This window comes from Rhodococcoides navarretei, assembly GCF_038069675.1.
GTDB lineage: Bacteria > Actinomycetota > Actinomycetes > Mycobacteriales > Mycobacteriaceae > Rhodococcoides > Rhodococcoides navarretei.
In genome coordinates this window covers 2,518,951-2,545,890 of sequence record NZ_JBBPCN010000001.1, presented here as the reverse complement: position 1 = coordinate 2,545,890, position 26,940 = coordinate 2,518,951, and the positions used below count along the sequence as shown (strand labels likewise).

The window sequence follows — 26,940 nt, the reverse complement described above, 5'->3', positions numbered from 1 at the left end:
CCGAACCGAAAGCTCCGGGTCGATCGACCCGACGTCGGCAATCGCCGCCGCTACCGTGCCGCCGAAGGGCAAGTGAATGCGCGCCACGACGACCGGTGGGTCACAGACACCTCCGTCCGGCTCCGGTTTCGAGAGCGGCTTTCCGCTGTCCTCTGCACAGCGAGGCATGTGGTTCGCGCAACAACTCGCACCTGATGTACCGGTCTGCATCGCCCAGTACGTAGATCTGCGAGGCAGCCTCGACATAGCAGTGCTGCAGGAAGCGTCGGCGCAGGCCGGACACGAATTCCAGTCCGCCTACCTCCGCCTGACGCAGGTCGACGGCGAACCGGTGCAGATGGTCGATCACTCCATCGACCAGTCCGTGCACTATCTGGACCTGCGCGACGAAGACGATCCCATGACCTCGGCCCTGCGCTGGATCGACGAGAACTACGTACAGCCGGTCGACATGGAGAACGACCCACTCGTCGAGAGCTGGATCATCCAGGTCGAGGACGACCGCAACCTCTGGTACAGCAAGATCCACCACGTCGCGCTGGACGGCTACGGTGCCATGACGCTCGTCAATCGCACCGCCGCCCTCTACACCGCAGCAGTCGAGCAGGTCGAACCTGCGCCCAACAAAGCCGCGGAGCTTCGCCGACTGTTCGAGCTCGATCAGGAGTACCGGACGTCGTCACGGTTCGAGTCCGACAAGGAGTACTGGACTTCGCGCGCTGCGGACATCCACGACGGAGCATCCCTGTCCAACCGGCCTGGGCGCACCATCGCAGCGAGCAAGTTGCGCAGCATCGCCCTGCCCGAGGACGTCGTCACCGCACTCGAAGGATCGGATACCAGCAAGGGCGGAACCGCCGCTGCGGTGTTCATCGCTGCGTTCGGCTGCTACCTCTCCCGAATGACCGGGCGAGAAGACGTGCTGGTCAACATCCCGGTGTCGGCGCGCACCACTGCCTTGCTGCGTCGATCCGGCGGAATGCTCGTCAACGTCGCACCGATTCCGATGCACGTGTCCCAGGACGCCACCGTGGGCGACCTCGTGCAACAGGTGCAGTTGGAGCTCATGGGTGCGCTGCGGCACCAGCGCTTCAGCATCGAGGACATCCGGCGGGAACTCGCGGCATCCGGCAGTGACAAGCAGCTCGCCGGCCCGATGGTCAACATGATGCTGTTCCACCAGCAGATCGAGCTCGGGTCGATCGTCGGCGAATTCAACATCGTGACGTCGGGTCCGGTCGAGGATCTTCTGGTCAATGTCTATCAGAGTGGTTCTCCGGCAAGGACATACGTCGACTTCAGGGCCAACCCGAACCGGTACGACGACGACGACCTCACCGCACACCATTCGAGCTTCGTCGACATGGTGGAAGCCTTCATCGCGGCGGGCCCCGATACTCCCGCTGTCGAGGTGCACCCCGACAGCGCCAGCGAAGGCCAACGACGTCGCCGTGTCGCGGCCCAGACCGCGTACTGGACCGATCGCCTGGCCGATGCGCCCGATCTGCTCGATCTGCCCTGCGATCGACCGCGGCCCTCGCGTATCGGCCATGTTCGTGCGTCTCATGAGGTGGCTGTCGGATCCGCTAACTGGGCCGCTGTGGAACGATTGGCCGCCGACCGGTCCACGACCCCGTTCGTGGTCTTCGAGTCCGTGCTGGCTGTACTGCTGTCACGATTGGCGAACACCGACGACGTGTCGATTGCCGTGCCCACTGCTGCCGGCGACGCCGTCGTTCTGCGGACTCGACCCGACGGTCGGCACTCGTTCTCCGACTTCGTCGAGTCGTCGAGTACGGACTTCGATGCCGCGATGGCGCACAGCGAAGCGTCGTTCGACGACGTCGTTCGTGCCCTCGGCCTGCCCAGCACCGGGTCGTACAACCCCCTTGCGCAGGTTGCGCTCCGATTCGGTCCATCCGCCTTGCCGCAGGACGGATCGGCAATGGATCTTGTCGTCACCGTCGACGAGTCCAATTCTCCCACTGTCGTTTTCGATTACGCCACAGAACTGTTCGACGCTACGAGCGTGGCTCAACTCGGTCGCCGGGTGCTGCGGATCCTCGACGCTCTGACGAGTGAGCCGGACCTGCTGATCGGTGACGTGGACCTTCTGTCCGCCGCCGAACGCGCTCGCCTGGCTCCGGTTCGTGGTCCGCGGTCTGTGGTGGGTGTGGTGTTGCCGGAGTTGTTGGCTGGTGCTGTGGGTGTGGCCGGTGTCGGTGGTGTTGCGGTGGTGTCGGGTTCGCGGGTTGTTTCTTATGGTGAGTTGGATGCGGCGTCGTCGCGGTTGGCGCGGATGTTGATGTCGTGTGGGGTGGGTCCGGGGTCGTTCGTGGCGTTGGCGTTGTCGCGGTCGGTGGAGTCTGTGGTGGCGGTGTGGGCGGTGGCGAAGGCCGGTGGTGCGTTCTTGCCGGTGGATCCGAATTATCCGGTGGATCGGATCGAGCACATGTTGGTCGATTCGGGTGCTGTGGTGGGTGTGACGTTGGGTGCGCATGTGGGTGCGGTGTCGGGTGTGGGTGGGGTGTCGTGGGTGGTGCTCGATGATCCGGATGTGGTGGCGGATTTGGCGTTTCGGTCGTCTGCTCCGGTGTTGGAGGAGGAGCGTTCGGGTGTGTTGCGTCTCGATGATGCGGCGTATCTGATTTATACGTCGGGTTCGACGGGTGTGCCCAAGGGTGTGGTGGTCACTCATCGTGGTGTGGGGAACTTGGCTGCCGAGGAGCGGGTTCGGTTCGGTGTGGGGCCGTCGTCTCGGGTGTTGGCGTTCGCGTCGCCGAGTTTCGATGCGTCGATTCTGGAGTTCGTGTTGGCGTTTTCGGGTGGGGCGACGATGGTGATTGCTCCGCCGTTGGTGTTCGGTGGGGTGGAGTTGGCGTCGTTGCTGGCCGAGGAGCGGGTCACGCATGCGTTCGTGACGCCTGCGGCGTTGGCGTCGGTGGATCCGGTGGGGTTGGAGTCGGTTCAGGTGGTGGTGACCGGTGGTGATGTGTGTGCGCCGGAGTTGGTGGCGCGGTGGGCACCGGGTCGGCGGATGTTCAATGCGTACGGTCCGACGGAGGCGACGATTTTCTCGTCGATTTCGTCGGCGTTGGTGGTGGGGGAGTCGGTCGATATCGGTTCGCCGACGATCGGTTTCGCGGAGGTGGTGTTGGATGCGCGGTTGAATCCGGTGCCCGTGGGTGTGGTGGGTGAGTTGTATCTGGCGGGTCCGGCGTTGGCTCGTGGGTATCACGCGCGGTTGGGTTTGACGGCGGAGCGGTTCGTGGCCAATCCGTTCGGTGGTGTGGGTTCGCGGATGTATCGCACCGGTGATGTGGTGCGGTGGAATGCTTCGGGTGCGTTGGAGTATGTGGGGCGTAGCGATTTTCAGGTGAAGGTGCGTGGTTTCCGGATCGAGTTGGGTGAGATCGATTCGGTGTTGGCTGCGGTTGAGGGTGTCGATTTCGTGGTGACCATCGGACGTGAGTCTGCTGCTGGGTCGACGGTGTTGGTGTCGTACGTGTTGCCGGTGGCCGGTAGCAGTGTCGAGGCGGGTGTGCTGCGTGAGCATGTCGGTTCGGTGTTGCCTGCGCACATGGTGCCGTCGGCGTTCGTGATGTTGGAGTCGATTCCGCTGACTCCGGCAGGCAAACTCGACCGCACCGCACTACCCGAACCCGAACTCGGTTCGCAGGGTGCATACAAGGCCGCGGAGACGGAATACGAGGCCGCGGTCGCGGCGGTGTTCTGCGACGTGTTGGAGGTCGATCGGGTCGGCGTGACCGACAGCTTCTTCGATCTCGGTGGAAACTCCCTTGTGGCAACGCGTTTGGTTGCACGAGTCAACTCTGCTCTCGGAACAGATCTGAAGGTTCTGGACCTGTTCGAGGCGTCGACGATTCGCACCCTGGCAGAGCGGGCCGAAGCCAAGGGCGCATCGTTGCATCGCCGTCCGGTACTGGTCGCCGTGGATCGGCCCGATTCCGTCCCGCTGTCTCTCGCGCAGCAGCGGATGTGGTTCATCAACCAGTTCGACGTGTCCTCTCCCGCGTACAACATTCCCCTCACCGTCCGGTTGACGGGCCGTCTGGACGTGGACGCGATGTCGGCGGCCGTCGGTGACGTCCTGTCCCGACACGAATCGCTCCGCACGGTGTTCCCGACGGTGGGCGACCTACCGAACCAGGTCATCGCTCCGGTCGAGGACGTCACCGGATCGAACCTCCCACTCCGTGTGGTCGATGCCGACGCAGCAGCGGTCGAGACTCTCGTATACGCCGCTGCTACAACAGGATTCGACGTCACGGTCGATCTTCCCTTCCGGGCGGTGCTGTACCGAACCGGCCCGGAGAGCTTCGTACTCTCCATCGTCGTCCATCACATTGCGGCGGACGGTGCTTCGATGGCACCGCTGGCCCGAGACGTGATGGTCGCCTACGGTGCCCGATCTGCTGGTTCGGCTCCGATGTGGGAGCCCCTGGCCGTGCAGTACGCAGACTTCGCGCTGTGGCAGCATGCCGTTCTCGGTGACGAGAAAGACCCCACCTCGGTGGCATCGCGCCAGATCGACTTCTGGCAATCGGCGCTGGCCGACCTGCCCGACGTGTTGCCCATGCCGCACGATCGGCCACGCCCCACTCAGCAGTCGATGCGCGGCAGCGTCACTCCGTTCACGATTCCTGCCGACGTCGCTGCTCGGTTGTCCTCGGTCGCTGCCGCGCACGAGTCGACGCTGTTCATGGTCGTGCACTCCGCACTTGCAGTGCTGCTCGCGCGTCTGAGCGGCACCCAGGACATTGCCATCGGCACTCCGATCGCCGGACGAGGCGACGCAGCGCTCGACGATCTCGTCGGCATGTTCGTGGGAACGCTGGTACTGCGGACGCAGGTCGAGCCGCAGGCGACCTTCGCCGAACTGCTCGCCGACACCCGCCGGTCCGATCTGGCGGCCTTCGACAACACCGACATCCCGTTCGAGCGTCTCGTCGACGTTCTCGACCCGGCGAGGTCGACCGATCATTCACCGCTGTTCCAGGTTCTTCTCGAGTTCCAGAACAACGCGTCGGCGACACTCGAGTTGCCTGATCTCACTGTCGATTTCCAGGAGATCAGCACCGACACAGCGAAGTTCGATCTGCAGCTCCGCGTCGATCAGGAACCCGTCGACGAGTCGGGTGACCTGTCGGCTGCGTTCACCTACGCCACAGATCTCTTCGATGCAGAAACGATCGACCGGTTCGTCGATCGTTTCCTCCGGATCGTGTCGACCATCGGCGCGACGACGGACATTCGCACCGGTGACATCGACATTCTGTCCGCTGCGGAGCGGGAACTGGTCCTGTTCGAGTGGAACGACACCGCACGGCAGATCGAATCCCCGGTTCATCAGCAGATCCCGGCCGGCGACGTCGAGATGACGCTCAGCGCCCTCTTCGACCGACAGGTGCTGCGCAGTCCGTATTCGACCGCGCTCGTGTTCGAGGACGAGCACATCACCTACCTCGAACTGGACGAGCGCGCCAATCAGTTGGCGCGGCACCTGATCTCGCTCGGCGTCTCACCCGAGTCCCACGTCGGGCTGGCAATCCGGCGGTCGATCGACTTGCTCGTCGGCATGTACGCCATCGTCAAGGCCGGCGGTGCCTATGTTCCGATCGATCCAGATCATCCGGTCGAACGGTCGTCCTACGTACTGTCCAGCGCTCAGCCGGTGTGCATCCTCACCACGAGCCGCGACTGGATCAACATTCCGGTCGCCACTCCGGTGCTCGCCGTCGATCTGCTGGACGTCTCCGATCGCGATCGCTCCTCGGTCACCGACTCGGACCGTCTGGGAAGTCTGCACGGCTCGAACACCGCGTACGTGATCTACACCTCCGGTTCGACCGGCCGCCCCAAGGGCGTTGCCGTGACCCACTCGGCGATCGTGAACCGGTTGCTGTGGATGCAGCACGAGTACCACCTCGAGCCGGCCGACACCGTTCTGCAGAAGACCCCAGCGACGTTCGACGTCTCGGTCTGGGAATTCTTCTGGCCCTTGCAGGTAGGTGCCAAGCTGGTGGTGGCCGAACCGGACGGCCACCGCGATCCGGCGTACCTGTCCCGCATCATCGCGGACGAGCACATCACCACGGCGCACTTCGTACCGTCGATGCTCGCGGTGTTCGCAGCGGGAGCGCGAGCCGCCGAATGCGTCTCGCTACGGCTGGTGTTCTGCAGTGGCGAGGCACTTCCGCCCGCCACAGCGGCGCAGTTCGCACAGTTCTCCCTCGCCGAGCTGCACAACCTCTACGGGCCGACCGAAGCCGCCGTCGACGTCAGCTACTACCACGTGACCGGGCGCGACGCGGTGTCCATTCCCATCGGCGCACCCGTATGGAACACCCGGTTGTACGTTCTCGACGCCTCGTTGCGACCGGCCCCGATCGGTGCTCCGGGCGAGCTGTATCTCGCGGGTGTACAACTCGCGCGTGGTTACGTCGGCCGCGGCGACCTCACGGCGGATCGCTTCGTCGCAGATCCGTTCGGCGATCCGGGCGAGCGGCTCTACCGCACAGGCGATCTGGTGCGCTGGCGCGCCGACGGCGAGCTGGAATACATCGGCCGTACCGACTTCCAGGTCAAGCTGCGCGGCCTCCGCATCGAGCTGCCCGAGATCGAAGCAGTGCTGCTCAGATCCGAGTCGGTTGCGCAGGCGATCGCGTTGGTGCACAAGGACCCGAGCACCGGTGAGACGCTTGTGGCCTATGTCGTCGGCGCGCACGGTTCTGCTGTCGACCCCGCAATCCTGACGGCCGAAGCTGCACGTCGTCTCCCGGGGTACATGGTGCCCTCACACGTGGTGGTGCTCGACTCGCTGCCCGTCAATGCCAGCGGCAAGCTCGATCGCAAGGCATTGCCCGCGCCCGAGTTCACCGTCGCCGCTTCGGAATTCTTCGCGCCCGAGAACCCCGTCGAAGAGATCGTCGCCGGTGTCTTCGGCGACCTACTCGGTATGTCTCAGGTCAGCGTCACCTCGAGCTTCTTCGAGATCGGTGGCAACTCGCTGATCGCGATGCGCCTGGTCGCGCGGGTCAATTCAGCACTCGGCACCGACATCGGCATCAGAGATCTGTTCGACGCGCCCACCGTGCGGGCCTTGTCCGCAGGCATCGACATCGGCGAGCACGACGCTGCCGCCGCTCCTCGGCTGGTCCCGCAGGAGCGGCCGGATGTCGTGCCGCTCTCGCTGGCGCAGCAGCGGATGTGGTTCATCAACCAGTACGACACCGCGTCGGCTGCGTACAACGTCGCGTTCGCCATGCGGCTGACCGGTGTCCTCGACGTCGACGCGATGCATTCGGCCATCGGCGACGTGCTGTCCCGCCACGAGTCGCTGCGCACGATGTTCCCGCTGACCGACGGCGGCCCCGTTCAGACAATCCTCGACGTGGCGTCGGCACTGCCGGATCTGACACCGATTCATGCGGCCGACGAGCGACACCTGCACGAGTTGATCGGCGAGGCGGCAGGTTCGGGCTTCGACGTGGTGGCCGACGTTCCGCTGCGAGTCCGACTGATTCGGGTCGGCGAGCACGAGCACGTGCTCGTCCTCGTGGTGCACCACATCTCCTCCGACGGGTTCTCGAGCGCCCCGCTGGCCAGAGACCTGATGGTGGCCTACAGCGCCCGGGCCGCAGGACACGCACCCGGCCAGGAACCGTTGCCGGTGCAGTACGCCGACTACGCACTGTGGCAGCGCCGGTTCCTCGGCGAGGAGTCCGACCCCGAGTCGTTGATGGCCAAGCAGGTCGCCTTCTGGGTCGACACGTTGTCCGGCAGCCCCGAGGTGCTGACTCTGCCGACCGATCGCTCGCGACCTGCGGTGGCGTCCCTGCGCGGCGACACCGTCTCGTTCGAGATCGACGCCGCGATCCATGCTCGTCTCGCTACCGTTGCCGCCGAGCACAATTCGAGTTCGTTCATGATCGTGCACGCGGCTCTGGCGGTGCTTCTGGCCCGCCTGTCGGGTAGCGAGGACATTTCGGTGGGAACGCCGATCTCGGGCCGCGGCGACGCCGCACTCGACGAACTCGTCGGCATGTTCGTCAACACCCTCGTTCTGCGCACCCAGGTGTCCGGCTCGACTCGATTCGAGGACCTGCTCTCGGACGTGCGCACCGTCGACCTCGCTGCGTTCACTCATTCGGACGTCCCGTTCGAGCGCGTCGTCGATGCGGTCGATCCGGCGAGGTCGACTGCCCATGCTCCGCTGTTCCAGGTGATGCTCGAGTTCCAGCAGACCGACCGTCCTACGGTGACGTTGCCGGGTCTGTCGATCGAGGGCATCGAACTTCCCAACGACATTTCCAACTTCGACCTGCAGCTGACGGTCGCCGAGGAATTCGACAAGTCCGGAACCCCACTGGGCATCGGTGCCGGATTCCGTTACGCCACAGAACTGTTCGACGCAGACACAATCCGAGTGCTCGCCGATCGCCTGATCCGGATCCTCGATACCGTGACGGCAACGCCGTCCATCCAGGTCGGTGACATCGAGATTCTGTCGAGCAACGAGTACGACTCCTTGGCTCCGGTTCGTGGTCCGCGGTCTGTGGTGGGTGTGGTGTTGCCGGAGTTGTTGGCTGGTGCTGTGGGTGTGGCCGGTGTCGGTGGTGTTGCGGTGGTGTCGGGTTCGCGGGTTGTTTCTTATGGTGAGTTGGATGCGGCGTCGTCGCGGTTGGCGCGGATGTTGATGTCGTGTGGGGTGGGTCCGGGGTCGTTCGTGGCGTTGGCGTTGTCGCGGTCGGTGGAGTCTGTGGTGGCGGTGTGGGCGGTGGCGAAGGCCGGTGGTGCGTTCTTGCCGGTGGATCCGAATTATCCGGTGGATCGGATCGAGCACATGTTGGTCGATTCGGGTGCTGTGGTGGGTGTGACGTTGGGTGCGCATGTGGGTGCGGTGTCGGGTGTGGGTGGGGTGTCGTGGGTGGTGCTCGATGATCCGGATGTGGTGGCGGATTTGGCGTTTCGGTCGTCTGCTCCGGTGTTGGAGGAGGAGCGTTCGGGTGTGTTGCGTCTCGATGATGCGGCGTATCTGATTTATACGTCGGGTTCGACGGGTGTGCCCAAGGGTGTGGTGGTCACTCATCGTGGTGTGGGGAACTTGGCTGCCGAGGAGCGGGTTCGGTTCGGTGTGGGGCCGTCGTCTCGGGTGTTGGCGTTCGCGTCGCCGAGTTTCGATGCGTCGATTCTGGAGTTCGTGTTGGCGTTTTCGGGTGGGGCGACGATGGTGATTGCTCCGCCGTTGGTGTTCGGTGGGGTGGAGTTGGCGTCGTTGCTGGCCGAGGAGCGGGTCACGCATGCGTTCGTGACGCCTGCGGCGTTGGCGTCGGTGGATCCGGTGGGGTTGGAGTCGGTTCAGGTGGTGGTGACCGGTGGTGATGTGTGTGCGCCGGAGTTGGTGGCGCGGTGGGCACCGGGTCGGCGGATGTTCAATGCGTACGGTCCGACGGAGGCGACGATTTTCTCGTCGATTTCGTCGGCGTTGGTGGTGGGGGAGTCGGTCGATATCGGTTCGCCGACGATCGGTTTCGCGGAGGTGGTGTTGGATGCGCGGTTGAATCCGGTGCCCGTGGGTGTGGTGGGTGAGTTGTATCTGGCGGGTCCGGCGTTGGCTCGTGGGTATCACGCGCGGTTGGGTTTGACGGCGGAGCGGTTCGTGGCCAATCCGTTCGGTGGTGTGGGTTCGCGGATGTATCGCACCGGTGATGTGGTGCGGTGGAATGCTTCGGGTGCGTTGGAGTATGTGGGGCGTAGCGATTTTCAGGTGAAGGTGCGTGGTTTCCGGATCGAGTTGGGTGAGATCGATTCGGTGTTGGCTGCGGTTGAGGGTGTCGATTTCGTGGTGACCATCGGACGTGAGTCTGCTGCTGGGTCGACGGTGTTGGTGTCGTATGTGTTGCCGGTGGCCGGTAGCAGTGTCGAGGCGGGTGCTCTGCGTGAGCATGTCGGTTCGGTGTTGCCTGCTCATATGGTGCCGTCGGCGTTCGTGATGTTGGAGTCGATTCCGCTGACCCCGGCAGGCAAACTCGACCGCACCGCACTACCCGAACCCGATTGGTCCGCTCAGGTCACCTCGGGTCGTGATGCAGAGAATGCGGTCGAGAAGACTCTGGCCGGACTGTTCGCCGAAGTTCTCCGGCTGGACCGCGTCGGCGTCGACGATTCGTTCTTCGCGCTCGGCGGAGACAGCATCATGTCCATTCAGCTGGTCTCGCGCGCCAAGGCAGCAGGGCTGGCCCTGTCGCCACGAGACGTGTTCGAGCACAAGACGGTAGCGGCGCTCGCCGAGGTGGTCGCCTCCGGTGACGGCACCGTCCCCGTCGTGCTGGAGGAGCTTCCCGGTGGCGGGGTCGGAGACGTTCCGGCCACCCCGATCGTGCACTGGATGCTCGACCGCACGGCCGTGCTCGATCAGCACACCCAGACCGCCGTACTCACGCTTCCGGGCGACATCGAACTCGATGTGCTCGAGGCGACTGTCCAGACCGTCCTCGACCACCACGACATGCTCCGCGGCGTACTGCACCGCGGCGACGCCCCGTCGATGGAAGTTCTTCCGGTCGGATCGGTCACGGCGCAGTCCGTCGTGCGCCGCGTCTCGTCGACAACTGTTCACGGACAAGAGTTCTCGGATCAGGCCACGACCGAGGCGGCTGCAGCCGTCGGGCGTCTTGCTCCCGATTCCGGTGTGATGATCCAGATGGTGTGGTTCGACGCCGGGTCCGAGGGAAGTCGGCTGCTCGTCGTCGCTCATCACCTGGTGATCGACGGCGTGTCCTGGCGGATCCTCGTTCCTGACCTCGCCTCGGCGTGGGCCCAGATCATCGGCGGGAACACTCCCGAGCTGGCACCGGTCGGCACGTCCATGCGCCGCTGGGCGCACGGATTGCGTGAGGTCACTGCCACCCGCGGCGACGAGTTGGCCGTGTGGCAACAGGTTCTGGCTCAGCCCGATCCTCTGATCGGGTCACGTGCACTCGATCGCGAGATCGACGTGTACCGGACGGTGGACAAAGTCGAACTGGCGCTGTCCACCGACGTCACCGAGGGACTGCTGAAAGCGCTGCCCGACGCCTTCCGCGGCAGCGTCAACGATGGCCTGCTCGCTGCACTGGCACTCGCAATGACCGTATGGCGGCGCAACCGCGGGGTGATCGTCGACGACGCACTCATCTCTCTGGAGGGCCACGGCCGCGAGGACCACGTCGTGCCGGGTGCCGATCTCGGTCGCACCATCGGATGGTTCACCACGATCTATCCGCTGCGGCTGACTCTCGACGGCATCGACATCGACGACGCGCTTGCCGGTGGCGCTGCAGCCGCCGCACTGATCAAGTCGGTCAAGGAACAGCTACTGGCCGTCGACGATCATGGCATCGGCTACGGCATGTTGCGCTACCTGGACGAGGACGGTGCCGCCGCCCTTCGTGATTTCCCGGCGCCCCAGGTCAGTTTCAACTACCTCGGTCGTTACAGCACGGACATTCCGGATGAGCTGCGCGGACACGGTTGGCTACCGGTCGAGGACTCCGGTGTCGGCGACTCGCAGGACGACGATCTTCCGGTCGCGGCAGTGCTCGACATCAACGCCGTCACCACTGCCACCCCGACCGGCCCTCGGCTAGAGGCCACGTTCGCGTTCCCCACCGGGGTGCTCGACGAAGACGACGTCACGGAGCTGACCGAGCTGTGGCGGCAGGCACTCACCGCTCTGACACGGCATGCTCAGCGACCCGAAGCAGGTGGCTTCACGCCGTCCGATCTGGACCTGGTGAGCCTCGATCAGAGTTCCATCGACGACCTCGAGCGGGTCTATCCCACACTCGACGACATCTGGTCCATGACGCCCTTGCAGGCCGGGCTGCTGTTCCACGCCGAGCTGTCGGATCAGTCCGTCGACGCCTACATAGTCCAGTTGGTGCTGGAGTTGCGCGGAAGCGTCGACGAAGCACGCTTCCGACGTGCCGCGCAGGCGTTGCTGAGAAGACACGCGAACCTACGTACCGCCTTCGTGCACAACAGCGACGGCGAGTCGATCCAGATCGTTCACCACGACGTGGACGTGCCGTGGACGGCGCTCGACCTGACCGAACTGAACGGCGACGACAGAGCTGTCGAGCTCGATCGCATCGAGCACGACGACCGAGCCACCCGATTCAACATGGCGCAGGCCCCTCTCCTGCGCTTCATGCTCATCACGGTGGCGCCGGGCGAGTGGCGTCTGGTGATGACCAACCACCACATTCTGCTCGACGGCTGGTCCACGCCGCTGCTGCTCAAGGACCTGTTGACGCTCTACGTGGTCGACGGCGACGACACCGTGCTTCCGCGCGTACCGGCGTATCGCGACTACCTGTCGTGGTTGTCCAAGCGTGATCGCTCGACCGCGCTCACCGCGTGGACCGAAGCCCTCGCAGGGCTTTCCGAGCCGACATTGTTGACCCCGGTCGAGAGCAGACGCCAGGAATCGACGTTGGCCGGCCGTTCGTTGATCTCGCTCGATGTGGAGCAGACGAACCGGTTGCGTGGCGTCGCTCGCGCACGTGGCGTCACGATGAACTCGATGGTGCAGGCCTCGTGGGCGATGGTGCTGGGCACTCTGACCGGACGCTCCGACGTGGTCTTCGGTGCCACCGTGTCCGGACGCCCGCCGGAGGTCTCGGACATCGAGTCCATGGTGGGTCTGTTCATCAACACTCTGCCGGTCCGAATCGTGCTCGATCCGTCCGAGACGCTCGGTGAATACCTGGATCGGGTGCAGACCGAACAGGCAGCTCTGCTCGATCACCACTACCTCGGACTCACCGATATTCAGCGCGCTGTGGGGCCGGCCGTCGCCTTCGACACCCTGACGGTGTTCGAGTCGTATCCGATGGACCGAGCCGGCCTGTCGGCCGACACGGACCTCGCCGGCATGCACGTGCACGATGTGCACGACGGCAGTGACACGGCGCAGTATCCTCTGACCCTGGTCGCCATGGTCGACGATCGGCTGCACATCGAGGCCAAATATCTGCCGGAGTTGTTCGAGCACAGCGTCGTTGCTGCGACGGTCGACAGAATCGTCCGGGTTCTCGATGCCATCGCCACCGACACCGATCGACGTGTCGGGTCGCTGTCGTTGCTGTCCGAGGAAGAACTGGTCCGCTTGGCACCGGTTCGGGGACCGTCGTCGGAGGCAGTTCGACTCCTTCCGGACATCTTCACCGATGCAGCGGCGACGAATCCGCACGGCACCGCACTGTGGAGCGACGGCCGCACGGTCGACTATGCCGAGCTCGACGCGCGATCGTCTGCTCTCGCCCGAACTCTGATCGCTCGCGGTGCCGGACCGGAAACCGTTGTTGCGCTGGCCCTGCCACGTTCCATCGAATCCGTACTGGGCATCTGGGCGGTCGCCAAGACCGGTGCGGCATTCCTACCGATCGATCCGAGCTACCCGCGCGACCGCGTCGAGCACATGCTCGTCGACTCGAACGCGTCGCTCGGCCTCACCCTGTCCGCGCACACACCCGCGGTGGACGGTCTCGGCGCTGCCCGGTGGACTGTTCTCGACCACGACGACACGCTCGCCGAACTCGAAGAACGCTCGACCACGCCGGTTCACGACAACGACCGCGTCGGCCCCGTGCACGTCGACCACGTCGCATACCTGATCTACACCTCGGGTTCGACCGGTGTGCCCAAGGGCGTCACCGTCACCCATCGTGGGTTGGCGAATCTGGCGGAGGAAGAGCGCACTCGTTTCGAGGTCGCTCCCGACGCGCGCGTTCTCGCGTTCGCATCACCGAGTTTCGATGCCTCCATCCTCGAACTACTCATGGTCTTCTCCGGTGCCGCGACCATGGTCATCGCGCCCACCTCGGTCTACGGTGGTGCCGAGTTGGCCGACGTGCTCGCAGAACAGCACGTCACGCACGCGTTCGTCACGCCCGCCGCACTCGCATCGGTGGATCCGGACGGCCTGACGGAGCTGAGAGTCGTCGCCACCGGTGGCGACGTATGTCCGCCGGAACTCGTGGCCCGCTGGGCACCGGGTCGCCGGATGTTCAATGCGTACGGTCCGACCGAAGTGACGATCTTCTCGTCCATCAGCGATCAATTGCATCGCGACTCGTCCATCGACATCGGTTCGCCGACAATCGGTTTCAGCGAGGTCGTGCTGGACACGCGGCTGCACCCCGTACCGGTGGGTGTCGCAGGTGAGCTCTATCTCGCCGGGCCCGCGCTTGCCCGCGGTTACCATTGCCGATTCGGCCTCACGGCAGAGCGCTTCGTCGCCGATCCCTACGGCGAGCCGGGTGCCCGGATGTATCGCACCGGCGACGTCGTGCGGTGGACCGAGTCGGGAACGCTCGAGTACGTCGGACGTAGCGACTTCCAGGTCAAGGTGCGCGGTTTCCGCATCGAACTGGGCGAGATCGACGCTGTGCTGACCGACGATCCGTCGGTCGAATTCGCTACCACCGTCGGTGTCGACGGTCCCGCGGGGAACACGATTCTGGTCGCGTACGTTCTTCCGCGGTCCGGCGAACAGATCGATACGACAGCGTTGCGCACTCATGTGTCGAGTTCGCTTCCGACGCATATGATTCCGACCGCGTTCGTTGCGCTGGACTCGATTCCGTTGACGCCCGCAGGCAAGCTGGACCGCAATGCGCTGCCCGCACCCGATCTCCATCTCGGAAGCGACTCGCGTGCACCGCGTAACGAGACCGAGCAGATCATCGCCGACATCTTCGGCGAGGTACTCGGAATCGAGAGCATCGGTATCGACGCGAGCTTCTTCGATCTCGGTGGAGACTCGCTCAGCGCCACCAGACTCACCGCACGAGTCAACTCCGCTCTGGACACCATGATCAGTGTGCGCGCGCTGTTCGAGGCACCCACGGTCGAGTCGCTTGCGGTGCGGGTACTGAGCACCCCGGTCGGCGCTTCTCGTCGTCCCGCTCTCGTCGCGAAGCCGCGACCGGATTCGATTCCGTTGTCGCTGGCACAGCAACGGATGTGGTTCATCAACCAGTTCGACGTTGCGTCGGCTGCCTACAACATCCCGCTCGCGGTTCGTCTGACGGGCCACCTCGACATCGCCGCGATGAGTGCAGCCGTCGGGGACGTCCTCGAACGTCACGAGTCGTTGCGCACGGTGTTCCCCACCCACGGTGAGCGCCCCGAGCAGAAGATCCTCGACGCGCAGACCGCGAGAACCGAACTCGAGGTCGTCGATCTGGACGCCACCGAGGTCGTGGCGGCCATCTCGGCTTCTGCCGCAACGGGATTCGATGTCTCGACCGATCTACCGTTCCGTGCGGTCCTGTATCGGCTGGCACCGGGCGAGTTCGTGCTCTCGATCGTCGTGCATCACATCGCGGCCGACGGCGCGTCCATGGCACCACTGGCGCGAGACGTCATGGTCGCCTACGGTTCACGCGCAGCGGCCGGCGCTCCGATGTGGGCACCGCTCGACGTTCAGTACGCGGACTTCGCGATCTGGCAACGCACCGTACTCGGCGACGAGTCCGATCCGTCGTCTCTGGCGGCACAACAATTGGAATTCTGGAAGACCGCCCTTGCGGATCTTCCCGACGTGCTACCGCTGCCGCTCGATCATCCACGGCCCGCTCGGCAGTCGATGCGCGGCAACAGCGTTCGGTTCGAGATCGACCGCACCACTCATGCCGAACTGGTCGAGATCGCGCGTGCCAACGAGGCGACCGTCTTCATGGCCGTACACGCTGCGTGGTCGATCCTGATGGCACGCCTCAGCGGCACCGAGGACATCGCTGTCGGAACGCCGATCGCCGGACGAGGCGACGCGGCACTCGACGACCTGGTCGGCATGTTCGTCGGCACGCTGGTTCTGCGTACGGAGGTGGCACCGGGGCTCTCGTTCACCGAACTGCTTCGTTCCACCCGCACAGCCGATCTGGCCGCCTTCGACAACACCGACGTCCCGTTCGAGCGACTGGTCGACGTACTCGACCCCGCTCGTTCGACCGACCACTCACCGCTGTTCCAGGTGCTGCTCGAATTCCAGAACAACACCTCGGCCACGCTCGAGCTGCCGGAGCTCACGGTCGAAGCCGTCGACATCGACGCGCACGTCGCGAAATTCGATCTGCAGCTGACCGTCGCGGAGCAGTACGACGACTCCGGCGCCCCGTCGGGGATGACCGCCGCGATCACCTACGCGGTCGACCTCTTCGAGGAAGCGTCCGTCGAGGAGTTCTCGGCACGATTACGCGCCGTACTGGCCGCGGTGACGACCGATCCCGAGCGCGTCGTCGGCGACATCGATCTGCTGCTCCCGGGTGAGCTCGACGCCATGACAGGTGACTGGAACCACGCTGGGCTGGTGGCATCCGACGCGACGTTGGCCGATCGATTCGCCACTGCCGCTGCGCGATTCCCCGATTCACGCGCGGTCGTCTTCGGCGATCGCTCGCTCAGCTACGCCGAACTGGACGAACGGTCCAGCCGGCTGGCACGTGTCCTGGTCGGGCGCGGAGTGACGTCGGAATCGCTCGTTGCGGTCGCGATGCCGCGCAACGAGGAGCTGATCGTGGCTCTTCTCGCAGTGATCAAGTCCGGTGGCGGCTACCTGCCGATCGACGTCTCCTACCCGGCCGACCGCCTGTCGTTCATGCTCGAGGACGCGTCACCCGTCTGCGTGATCTCCACGGTCGAAGACAGTGCAGCCGTTCCCGCCTCCGACCTCGATGTCCTTCTCATCGATTCACCCGAGCTGCTCGCCGAGTTGAGCGGTGTGTCGGGCGCGCCGCTCACCGACGCGGACCGCTCGGGTCGCACCAGCGCCGACTCGATCGCCTACGTCATCTACACCTCGGGCAGTACCGGTCGCCCCAAGGGCGTGCAGATCGCGCACCGCAACGTGGCGACGCTGTTCGCGAACACAGCAGATCTCTTCGATTTCGACGATCGCGACGTCTGGACGATGTTCCACTCGTATGCGTTCGACTTCTCGGTATGGGAGCTGTGGGGACCACTACTGCACGGTGGAACGCTCGTCGTCGTCGACTACTACACGGCACGCTCCCCGGAGCTCTTCCGCGAGTTGCTGGTACGCGAGAAGGTCACGGTGCTCAACCAGACGCCGACGGCGTTCTACCAGTTCGCGGAAGCGGACCGAGTGGCCACCGGAGACCTCGCTGCCGGCGCGGACTCCGAATCTCTGTCGCTGCGCTACGTGATCTTCGGCGGCGAGGCACTCGATCTCGGTCAGTTGGGTCGCTGGTACGCCCGACACGACGAGTCCGCCCCGACGCTGGTCAACATGTACGGCATCACCGAGACGACCGTCCACGTGAGTCATCTCGCCCTCACCGAACAGTTCGCCGCTTCGGCGTCGGCCAGCGTCATCGGCCAGGCCATTCCCGCGCTGCACGTCGCTGTTCTCGATACGCGTCTCAACCCGGTTCCGCCGGGTGTGACCGGCGAAATGTACGTCTCGGGGGCACAGCTCTCTCGCGGCTACCTCGGTCGTGCGGGCATGTCTGCCACCCGTTTCGTCGCCGATCCGTCCGGAGGGGCGGGCGGGCGGATGTACCGCACCGGCGACACGGCGCGCTGGAATCGCGACGGGGCTCTGGAATACTTGGGCCGCAGTGACATGCAGGTTCAGTTGCACGGCTTCCGCATCGAACTCGGCGAGATCGAGAGCGCCCTGCTGGCATACGACGGTGTCGCGGCCTCCGTGGTCTCGGTCAGAGACGACGGGTCCGGTGATCGACTGATCGGATACGTCGTCGCCGAAGCAGGTCGAACACTCGACCACGCCGCCGTTCTGGATTTCGTCGGACACTCGCTGACGTCGTACATGGTTCCGGCCGCTTTGATCGTGCTGGACGAGTTGCCGCTCACGGCCAACGGAAAGCTCGATCGCCGAGCACTGCCGGCTCCGGACTTCTCCGCCAACGTGACCGAAAGTCGTTTGCCGGCAACCGAAGTCGAATCGATCCTCGCCGGACTGTTCGCCGACGTCCTCGGCCTCGACGCCGTCGGCGTCGACGACTCGTTCTTCGCGCTCGGTGGCGACAGCATCATGTCCATCCAGCTGGTCTCACGCGCCAAGGCAGCCGGTCTCGTCCTGGCTCCGCGCGACATCTTCGAGCGCAAGACCGTCGCGGCGTTGGCCGAGGTGGTCGTTCTGGGCGGCGACGTCGTCGTGCTCGAGGAACTCGCCGGTGGGGGAGTCGGGTCGCTACCGCTGACACCGGTCGTGCGTTGGATGTTGGACCGCAGTACCGACTTCGGTCGCTACACGCAGACGGCACTGCTTCAGCTTCCGCTCGACATCGAGAGCGACACTCTCGAACGCACCGTCCAGGCTGTGCTCGATCGTCACGACATGCTTCGCTCCAGGTTGTTCGAGGATGCGGACGGCATCTGGCACGAGGAAGTGTCTCCGATCGGCACGGTGTCCGCCGCGTCGGTCATCCACGCGGTCTCGGTCGATTCGGTCGATGGTGCCGAGTTCTCCTCCCGTGCCGGAACAGAACTCGACGCCGCAGCGGATCGACTGCTCCCTGCCGACGGTGTCATGGTGCAGATGGTGTGGTTCCAGGGCCCGAACGGGTCCGGACGACTCCTCGTCGTCGCGCATCACCTCGTCATCGACGGCGTGTCGTGGCGCATCCTCGTTCCGGATCTGGCGACGGCCTGGAGCCAGATCGTCGCGGGTAGCGAGCCTGTGCTGGCACCTGTCGGCACGTCGATGCGGCGGTGGTCCACCGGACTGACCGAGGTCACCGCGAGCCGCGGCGACGAGCTCGGGTTGTGGCAGCGGATCCTCAGTGGTGACGATCCGACGATCGGTTCGCGACCACTGGACAAGCGCGTCGACGTCGACGCCACCGTGCAACGTATCCGCACTTCACTTCCGGTCGAGGTCACCGAGCGTCTGCTGACCACGGTGCCCGAGGTATTCCGGGGCAGCGTCAACGACGGCCTCCTGGCCGGGTTGGCACTGGCTCTCACGGCCTGGCGTCGCGAACGCGGTGCCGCTGTACGCAGCGCGCTGATCACGCTCGAGGGCCATGGCCGCGAAGACGCCGTGGTCCCGGGAGCCGATCTCGGTAGAACTGTCGGCTGGTTCACCACGATCTTCCCGGTGCGGCTCGACCTCGGTTCGGTCGACCTCGCCGACGCGTTGGCGGGTGGAGACTCCGCCGGTGCACTGATCAAGGCCGTCAAGGAACAGCTGCTGGAGATTCCCGACCATGGAATCGGCTACGGCATGCTGCGGTACCTCGATCCCGCTGGGACCGAGGCACTGTCCGAGTTCGCCGCTCCGCAGGTCAGCTTCAACTACCTCGGGCGGTTCTCGACCGGATCCACCGAAGGCATGGCCGATGTGGGCTGGATTCCGGTGGCCGACGCCGAACTCGGCGACGCGCAGAATCCGGACATGCCCGTACCGGCTGCACTGGACATCAACGCCGTCACCACCTCGACACCCGACGGCCCGCAACTCGACGCAACCTTCGCGTTCCCGGCCGGGGTCCTCGATGCCGACGCGGTCGGTCGGTTGATCGAACTGTGGACGCAGGCGCTCACCGCGATCACCGAGCACGCCTCGGTCGACGGCGCGGGCGGCTTCACGCCGTCCGACCTCGAGCTGGTGGACATCGATCAGCGCTCCATCGAGGTGCTCGAGAAGCAGTTCCCCGACCTCGACGATGTGTGGTCGATGTCGCCGCTGCAGGCCGGGTTGCTCTTCCATGCCCGCCTCGCAGGTGAGGTCGGTAGCGACAGCTCAGGCGTCGACGCCTACATGGTGCAGCTCGGTCTCGAGCTGCGTGGCGTCGTCGATGCCGAGCGGATGCACGCCGCTGTGAACAAGCTCGTCTCTCGTCATCCGAACTTGCGAGCAGCCTTCGTACACAACAGCACCGGCGAATCGCTGCAAGTCGTGCAGAATTCCGTCACGGTTCCCTGGTCCGAGGTCGATCTGCGCGGTGAAGCCGACGTCGAGGCCGCACTGGAGACAGTCCTGGCGGCCGATCGCGGTGTGCGGTTCGAGATGGATTCTGCGCCGCTCCTTCGATTCACGCTGATCACCCTCGCCGACGATCACTGGCGGCTGCTGCTGACCAATCACCACATCCTGCTCGACGGATGGTCGACGCCTCTGGTCGTCAAGGAACTGATCACGCTGTACGTCACCGAGTCGGACGACTCGATGCTGCCGCGGGTGCCCGCGTACCGGGACTACCTCGCGTGGATGCGGCAACGCGACGTCGCGATCTCCACTGCTCAGTGGGTCAGCGCGATGGCCGGCGTCGAGGAGCCGACACTGCTGGTCGCCGGTGATCGGGGTCGACAGTTGTCGACTGTCTCCAGTGAGACCGAGCGGTCGTTGTCGATCGAGACCACCGCCGCGCTGCGCGACTTCGCAGCGCGCCGCGGGTCCACTCTGAACACACTCGTTCAGACTGCGTGGGGCATCGTGCTCGCGACTCTGACCGGTCGCGACGACGTCGTGTTCGGTGCAACCGTGTCGGGTCGGCCGCCGGAGGTGCCCGGCATCGAGGGCATGATCGGGCTCTTCATCAACACGCTGCCCGTTCGGGTCACGCTCGATCGGGCCGAAACACTCGGCGCGCTGGTCGACCGAGTTCAGGCCGAGCAGGCGTCGCTGTTGGACCACCACTACCTGGGCCTGACCGACATTCAGCGCGCTGCCGGTGCCGGGGTCGCGTTCGACACGTTGACGGTGTTCGAGTCGTACCCGGTCGATCGCGCCGGAGCCTCTGCTGCAACGGATTTCGCAGGTATGCAGGTGACGGATATCCTCGGCACCGACGCCGCGCACTATCCGCTCACACTGGTGTCGTCGGTCGACGAGCGCCTGAACCTCAAGGCGAAGTACCTGCCCGAACTGTTCGAGATCGAGGATGTACACGCCATCGTCGATCGAGTCGAGCGTGTACTCGATGCGGTGCTCACGGACGAGCAGCAGCCACTGGCTCGGCTCAGACTGCTGGCCGACACCGAATTCGCTTCGTTGGCTCCGGTATTCGGACTCGAAGGTCGCTCGACCCGGTTGTTGCCGGAGATCTTCTCCGACGCCGCAGCCGTCGACCCGGACGCCGTCGCGCTGCGCAGCGTCGACGGAGACATGACGTACCGAGAGCTCGACCGTCGGTCGAACCGGCTCGCGCGCATCCTGCTCGGCCACGGTGTACGCACCGAGACGTTCGTCGCGCTCGGAATCGCGCGCTCCATCGAGTCGGTGCTGACGGTGTGGGCAGTCGCCAAGTCCGGTGCGGCATTCGTTCCGGTCGATCCGAACTACCCGGCCGATCGCATCGAGCACATGCTCGCAGACTCCGGCGCAACGTTCGGTGTCACCACTCGCACTCACCTCGACGATCTGCCGTCGACCGTGCCGTGGATCGTTCTCGACGACCTCGCCACCGACGGTCCGAACGCGGTGAGCGACGAGCCCATCGCCGACGACGAACGCCACGGTCGCGTCACCCTCGCGAGCGCCGCGTACACGATCTACACCTCGGGTTCGACGGGTGTTCCGAAGGGGGTCGTGGTCACCCACTCCGGCCTCGACAACTTCGCGTCCGAGCAGCGCGAGCGCTATCGGGTCACGAAAGCCTCACGCACACTGCACGTTTCGTCGCCGAGTTTCGACGCGTCCGTGCTCGAGTACCTCCTCGCGTTCGGTGTCGGAGCCACGATGGTGATCGTGCCGCCGACGGTGTACGGCGGCGAAGAGCTGGCGTCGTTGCTGGCCCGTGAATCGGTCACCCACGGCTTCATCACCCCATCCGCGTTGGCGTCGGTGGATCCGACCGGGCTCGACTCGTTCGCCGATGTCGTCGTCGGCGGTGAGGCCGTGCCCGCCGAGTTGGTCACCAAGTGGGCTCCCGGCCGCAACCTGTTCAACGGGTACGGACCGACCGAGGCCACGATCATGTCCAACATCAGCGCACCGATGGTGGCGGGTGAGCCGGTGTCGATCGGCGGGCCCGTGCGGGGCGTGTACGAGGTCGTTCTCGACTCACGGCTGCAGCCGGTCCCCGTCGGCGTGGCGGGAGAGCTGTATCTCGCAGGCGTCGGCCTGGCTCGCGGTTACCACGATCGAATGGGTCTGACGGCAGAGCGATTCGTCGCCGATCCGTTCGGTGCTCCCGGTGCCCGCATGTACCGCACCGGAGATGTGGTGCGCTGGTCGCCTGATCTCACCGTCGAGTACGTCGGTCGGAGCGACTCTCAGGTCAAGGTCCGTGGTTTCCGCATCGAACTCGGTGAGATCGACGCCGCGCTCTCGACCCATCCGTCGGTCGACTTCGCGGCGACGTTCGGAACTCCCGGGCCGACCGGTGCCACAGTTCTCGTTGCGTACGTGCGCCTGACGGGGGACAACCCGGCCGAGACGGTCGATACCTTCGACACGGCAGTCCTGCGCGATCATCTCGCTGCTGCGCTGCCGTCGCACATGGTGCCCAGCGCCATCGTCGTCCTGGAGTCGATACCGCTCACTCCGGTGGGCAAGCTCGATCGCGCCGCACTTCCCGTGCCGGAGTTCGGCACTGCCACGTCGTACCGCGAGCCGGGAACGCCCGGCGAGCTCACTGTCGCGGCGATCTTCGCCGAGATCCTCGAAGTGAGTCGTGTCGGTGCAGACGACGGCTTCTTCGAGCTCGGTGGCGACTCGCTCAGCGCAACGCGGGTCATCGCGCGCATCAACGCGGAATTCGGCAGCTCGATCGGTGTTCGGACGATCTTCGAGACCCCGACGGTGTCGGGTCTGGCGACCGCTGTCGGTGCCGCGAACACTCGAACCCGGCGGCCGGCTCTCGTGGCGGTGTCGCGTCCGGAGCACATACCTCTGTCGCTTGCTCAGCAGCGGATGTGGTTCATCAACCAGTTCGACACGTCGTCGGCGGCATACAACGTGCCGTTGGTCGTCAAACTGACCGGACAGTTGGATACTGCCGCGCTGGCTGCCGCGGTGGTCGATGTGCTGCAGCGCCACGAGTCTCTGCGGACGACCTTCCCCGACGGGCCACAGTTCCCGGTGCAGCTCGTGCATCCGGCTGCCGAGGTTGCACCCGCGGTGGAGTCCGAACGGATCGATGCCGCTGTGCTGACCGATCGCGTGGCTCTGTTGGCCGGTCGAGGATTCGACGTGACCACCGAGATCCCGGTGCATGTCGAGCTGTTCGAGGTACTCGACCCCACCGACGAGGCATCGAAGGATCCCGTCTTCGTGCTCGCGATGGTCGTACATCACATCGCCGCCGACGGCGCGTCGATGGCACCGTTGGCTCGCGACGTCGTTGTCGCGTACTCGGCGCGCAGTGCAGGACAGGCCCCGAATTGGGAGCCGCTTCCCGTCCAGTACGCCGACTACACGATCTGGCAGCGGTCGCTGCTCGGAGACGAGCAGGACGCCTCGAGCGTGGCCGCGGCTCAGCTCGAGCACTGGTCCACTGCGCTCGCCGGGCTTCCCGACCTGCTGCCGTTGCCGACGGACCGGCCGAGGCCGACCACGCAGGATTTCCGCGGTGGCCGAGTTCGCTTCACCGTCGATGCCGACATCCATCGGGCCCTCGTCGACATCACCCGCGAACAGAACGTCAGTATGTTCATGGTTCTGCACGCGGCGTTCGCTGTGGTACTGGCTCGTTTGAGCGGCACGGACGACATCGCGATCACCACCCCGGTCGCCGGGCGCGGTGACGCGGCGCTCGACGATCTTGTCGGCATGTTCGTCAACACGCTCGTGCTCCGGAGCCGAGTGGACGAATCCTCGTCGTTCGATCAACTGCTGAGCCAGGTCAAGGCACACGATCTCGACGCATTCGATCACACCGAAATGCCCTTCGAGAGAATCGTCGAGGTTCTCAATCCCACGCGCTCGACGGCGTACGCTCCGCTGTCCCAGGTCGCGCTGTCGTTCCAGAACAACGAGAAGGCCTCGCTCGAGCTTCCGAATCTGAGGGTGGAGGGCTTCGACTTCGACGTACCAGTGGCCAAGCAGGATCTTCAGTTGCTGCTGTCCGAGAACTTCGACGACGAGGGACGTCCGTCCGGCTTCGAGGCCGCGTTCGACTACGCCACGTCACTGTTCGATGCAGCCAGCGTCGAGGCCATTGCGGCTCGACTGATCCGCGTTCTCGCTGCCGTCGGGCGCGATCCTCGCACGGTGGTCGGGGACATCGAGATTCTGGGCACCGACGAGCAGCACGCGTTGGCACCGGCGCGAGGAAACGCCGATGCGGCAGTCCGGACATGGCCGGAAATGCTCGCGGCGTCGGTCGCTCTCGACCCGTATGCGGTTGCCATCACCTACCGAGGCGTCAGCCTGTCCTATGCCGACCTCGACAGCTGGTCCAACCGGATCGCTCGGATGCTGATCGACTACGGCGTCGGACCCGAGACCTTCGTCGCGTTGGCGCTGCCTCGATCGATCGAGTCGGTGCTGTCGGTGTGGGCAGTGGCCAAGACCGGCGCAGCATTCCTGCCTGTCGATCCGAACTACCCGACAGACCGAATCGAGCACATGCTCGAGGACTCCCGTGCGGCAATGGGTCTCACCGATATCGACAGCAGCCGATCGCTGCCCGACACCGTCCCGTGGCTGGTTCTGGACGATCCGGAGATATCGGCCGAGTTGTCTCGCTACCCGGCCGATGCGGTGACCGACGCGAATCGGACGGCGACGCTGCATGTCGACCACCCCGCGTACCTGATCTACACCTCGGGTTCGACGGGGCGGCCGAAGGGCGTCGCAGTACGACACCGTGGCCTGGCCAACCTCCAGGCCGAGGTGCTCGAGCGATTCCGTCCCACCCGGGATTCACGTGTCTCGCACATCGCGTCGCCGAGCTTCGACGCGTCGATCTACGAGCTGACGATGGCATTCGGAGTGGGAGCTACCGTGGTGATCGTTCCGCCGGGGGTCTTCGGCGGCGGCGAGTTGGCCGACCTGCTCGAAGCAGAACACGTCACGCATGCGTTCCTGACACCCGCGGCATTGTCGTCGATCGACGAGTCACGACTCGGTACCGTTCGCGTCCTTGCTGTCGGTGGTGAGGCATGCACTCCGGAACTGGTGGCGAAATGGGCGCCGGGCCGCAAGATGTTCAACGGCTACGGTCCTACCGAGACCACCATTCAGGCAAGTGTCGGCGGACCGTTGGTCCCCGGTGGCACGGTGGACGTGGGCAGGCCGGGAACCGGTTTCCGGTTCATGGTGCTCGACGCACGCCTGCGGCCGGTACCGGCGGGCGTCTCGGGCGAGTTGTACATTGCCGGACCCGGCACTGCACGCGGCTACCTGCGCAGATTCGGACTCACGTCCGAGCGATTCGTCGCCGACCCGTTCGGTACCCCGGGAGACCGGATGTACCGAACCGGCGACGTCGTACGCTGGGGGAGCGCAGGGGTCGTCGAGTTCGTCGGACGCAGCGATTTCCAGGTCAAGGTGCGCGGCTTCCGTATCGAACTCGGTGAGATCGACTCCGCCCTCACCGAGCACGAGCAGGTCGGATTCGCCGCCACGATCGGACATACGGCCGCATCCGGTGACACGGTGCTGGTGTCCTACGTTCTCGCAGCGGAGGGCGAATCGCTCGACACCGAGGCGCTGCGCGATCGCGTCGCCAAAGTGCTTCCACGCCACATGGTTCCGTCGGCGATCATCGAGCTCGACGACATTCCATTGACTCCGGTAGGCAAGCTCGATCGCCGGGCACTGCCGGTTCCCGAGCTGACGACGTCGACAACTCCGTATCGGGCACCGACCAGCGACGTGGAGTCTGCGATCGCCGACGCGTTCGCTCAGGTTCTCGGGGTCGATCGGGTCGGCATGGACGACAACTTCTTCGAGCTGGGCGGAACGTCGCTGGTGGCCACGAAGATCGTGCCCGCCATCGAGAACGCCATCGGAGTCCGGGTCCCGCTGCAAGCGTTGTTCGTCGATCCGACGCCTGCCGGGTTGGCCGCACGGGTCGCCGCGGATGCGGACGCCGGCGGTGCCGATCTCGATTCGGTGTTCGGCGTGGTGATTCCGTTGCGCGGGACGGGGGCAAAGGCTCCGTTGTTCTGCGTTCACCCCGGAATCGGTTTGTCGTGGGGATACGCCGGGCTCGTCTCGCACCTGAGCGATGACCGTCCCGTGTACGGGCTGCAACTGCCGTCCATCGTGGAAGGGTCGAGCTTCGGCTCGATTCGCGACCTGGCACACCGGTACGCCGACGAGATTCGCGCGGTCCAGCCGGTGGGTCCCTATCACCTACTCGGATGGTCGCTCGGCGGCTCGCTCGCTCATGCGATAGCAGTGGAACTGCGCAGCACCGGCAGCGACGTCGGCACTCTCGCGCTGCTGGACAGCTACGTCGAAGGCCACGGTGACGACATCGCCGATGGGGGATTGAGCGTCGAGAACTTGCTTGCCGGGTTGGGGCTCGACCTGACGGGTCTGCCGTCGACCGAGCCGTTGACCTACGAGCGAGGTGTCGAGCTACTCGACGAGTCGCTGGGCCAGACGACCGGAGTTTCCGCCGACCACCTCCGGCGTATCAGTGCGGGATTCGAGAACTCGACTCGGATAATGGCCGAGTTCATCCCCGACGTGTTCGACGGAGATGTCTTGTTCTTTTCCGCAACTAAGGGCGCAAGCGATGGAATTGTTCGATCCCCGCAAGAATGGCGTCCGTATGTGACAGGAGATATCGTCATCCACGATGTCGACGTTTTCCACAACGAGATGACCAATGGCGATGCTGCCACGGTGATCGGTCCGGTAGTCGATTCACATCTCGGCAATACACCCGAATAACGTTTGGTGTGTTCTTCACCTCGAAGAGCACGAGTACGAATAACATCGGCATTCGATGCAAATGCTGTCGAACGCGAATCACTACTACC

At 65.0% G+C, this 26,940-nt stretch carries 1 protein-coding gene; it reads left to right on the top strand.

Annotation, left to right across the window (positions count from 1 at the left end; translation table 11 throughout):
- Positions 1-76: 76 nt before the first annotated feature.
- The gene (locus AABD04_RS11970; RefSeq protein WP_341441312.1) at positions 77-26,851 is read left to right on the top strand and encodes a non-ribosomal peptide synthase/polyketide synthase; all 26,775 of its coding nucleotides are present in this window, start codon (positions 77-79) and stop codon (positions 26,849-26,851) included.
- The last annotated feature ends 89 nt before the right edge of the window (positions 26,852-26,940 follow it).

Excerpts from the sequence above, each read along its gene's own strand:
- AABD04_RS11970 (WP_341441312.1), top strand. The coding sequence starts at position 77 with ATGCGCGCCACGACGACCGGTGGGTCACAGACACCTCCGTCCGGCTCC.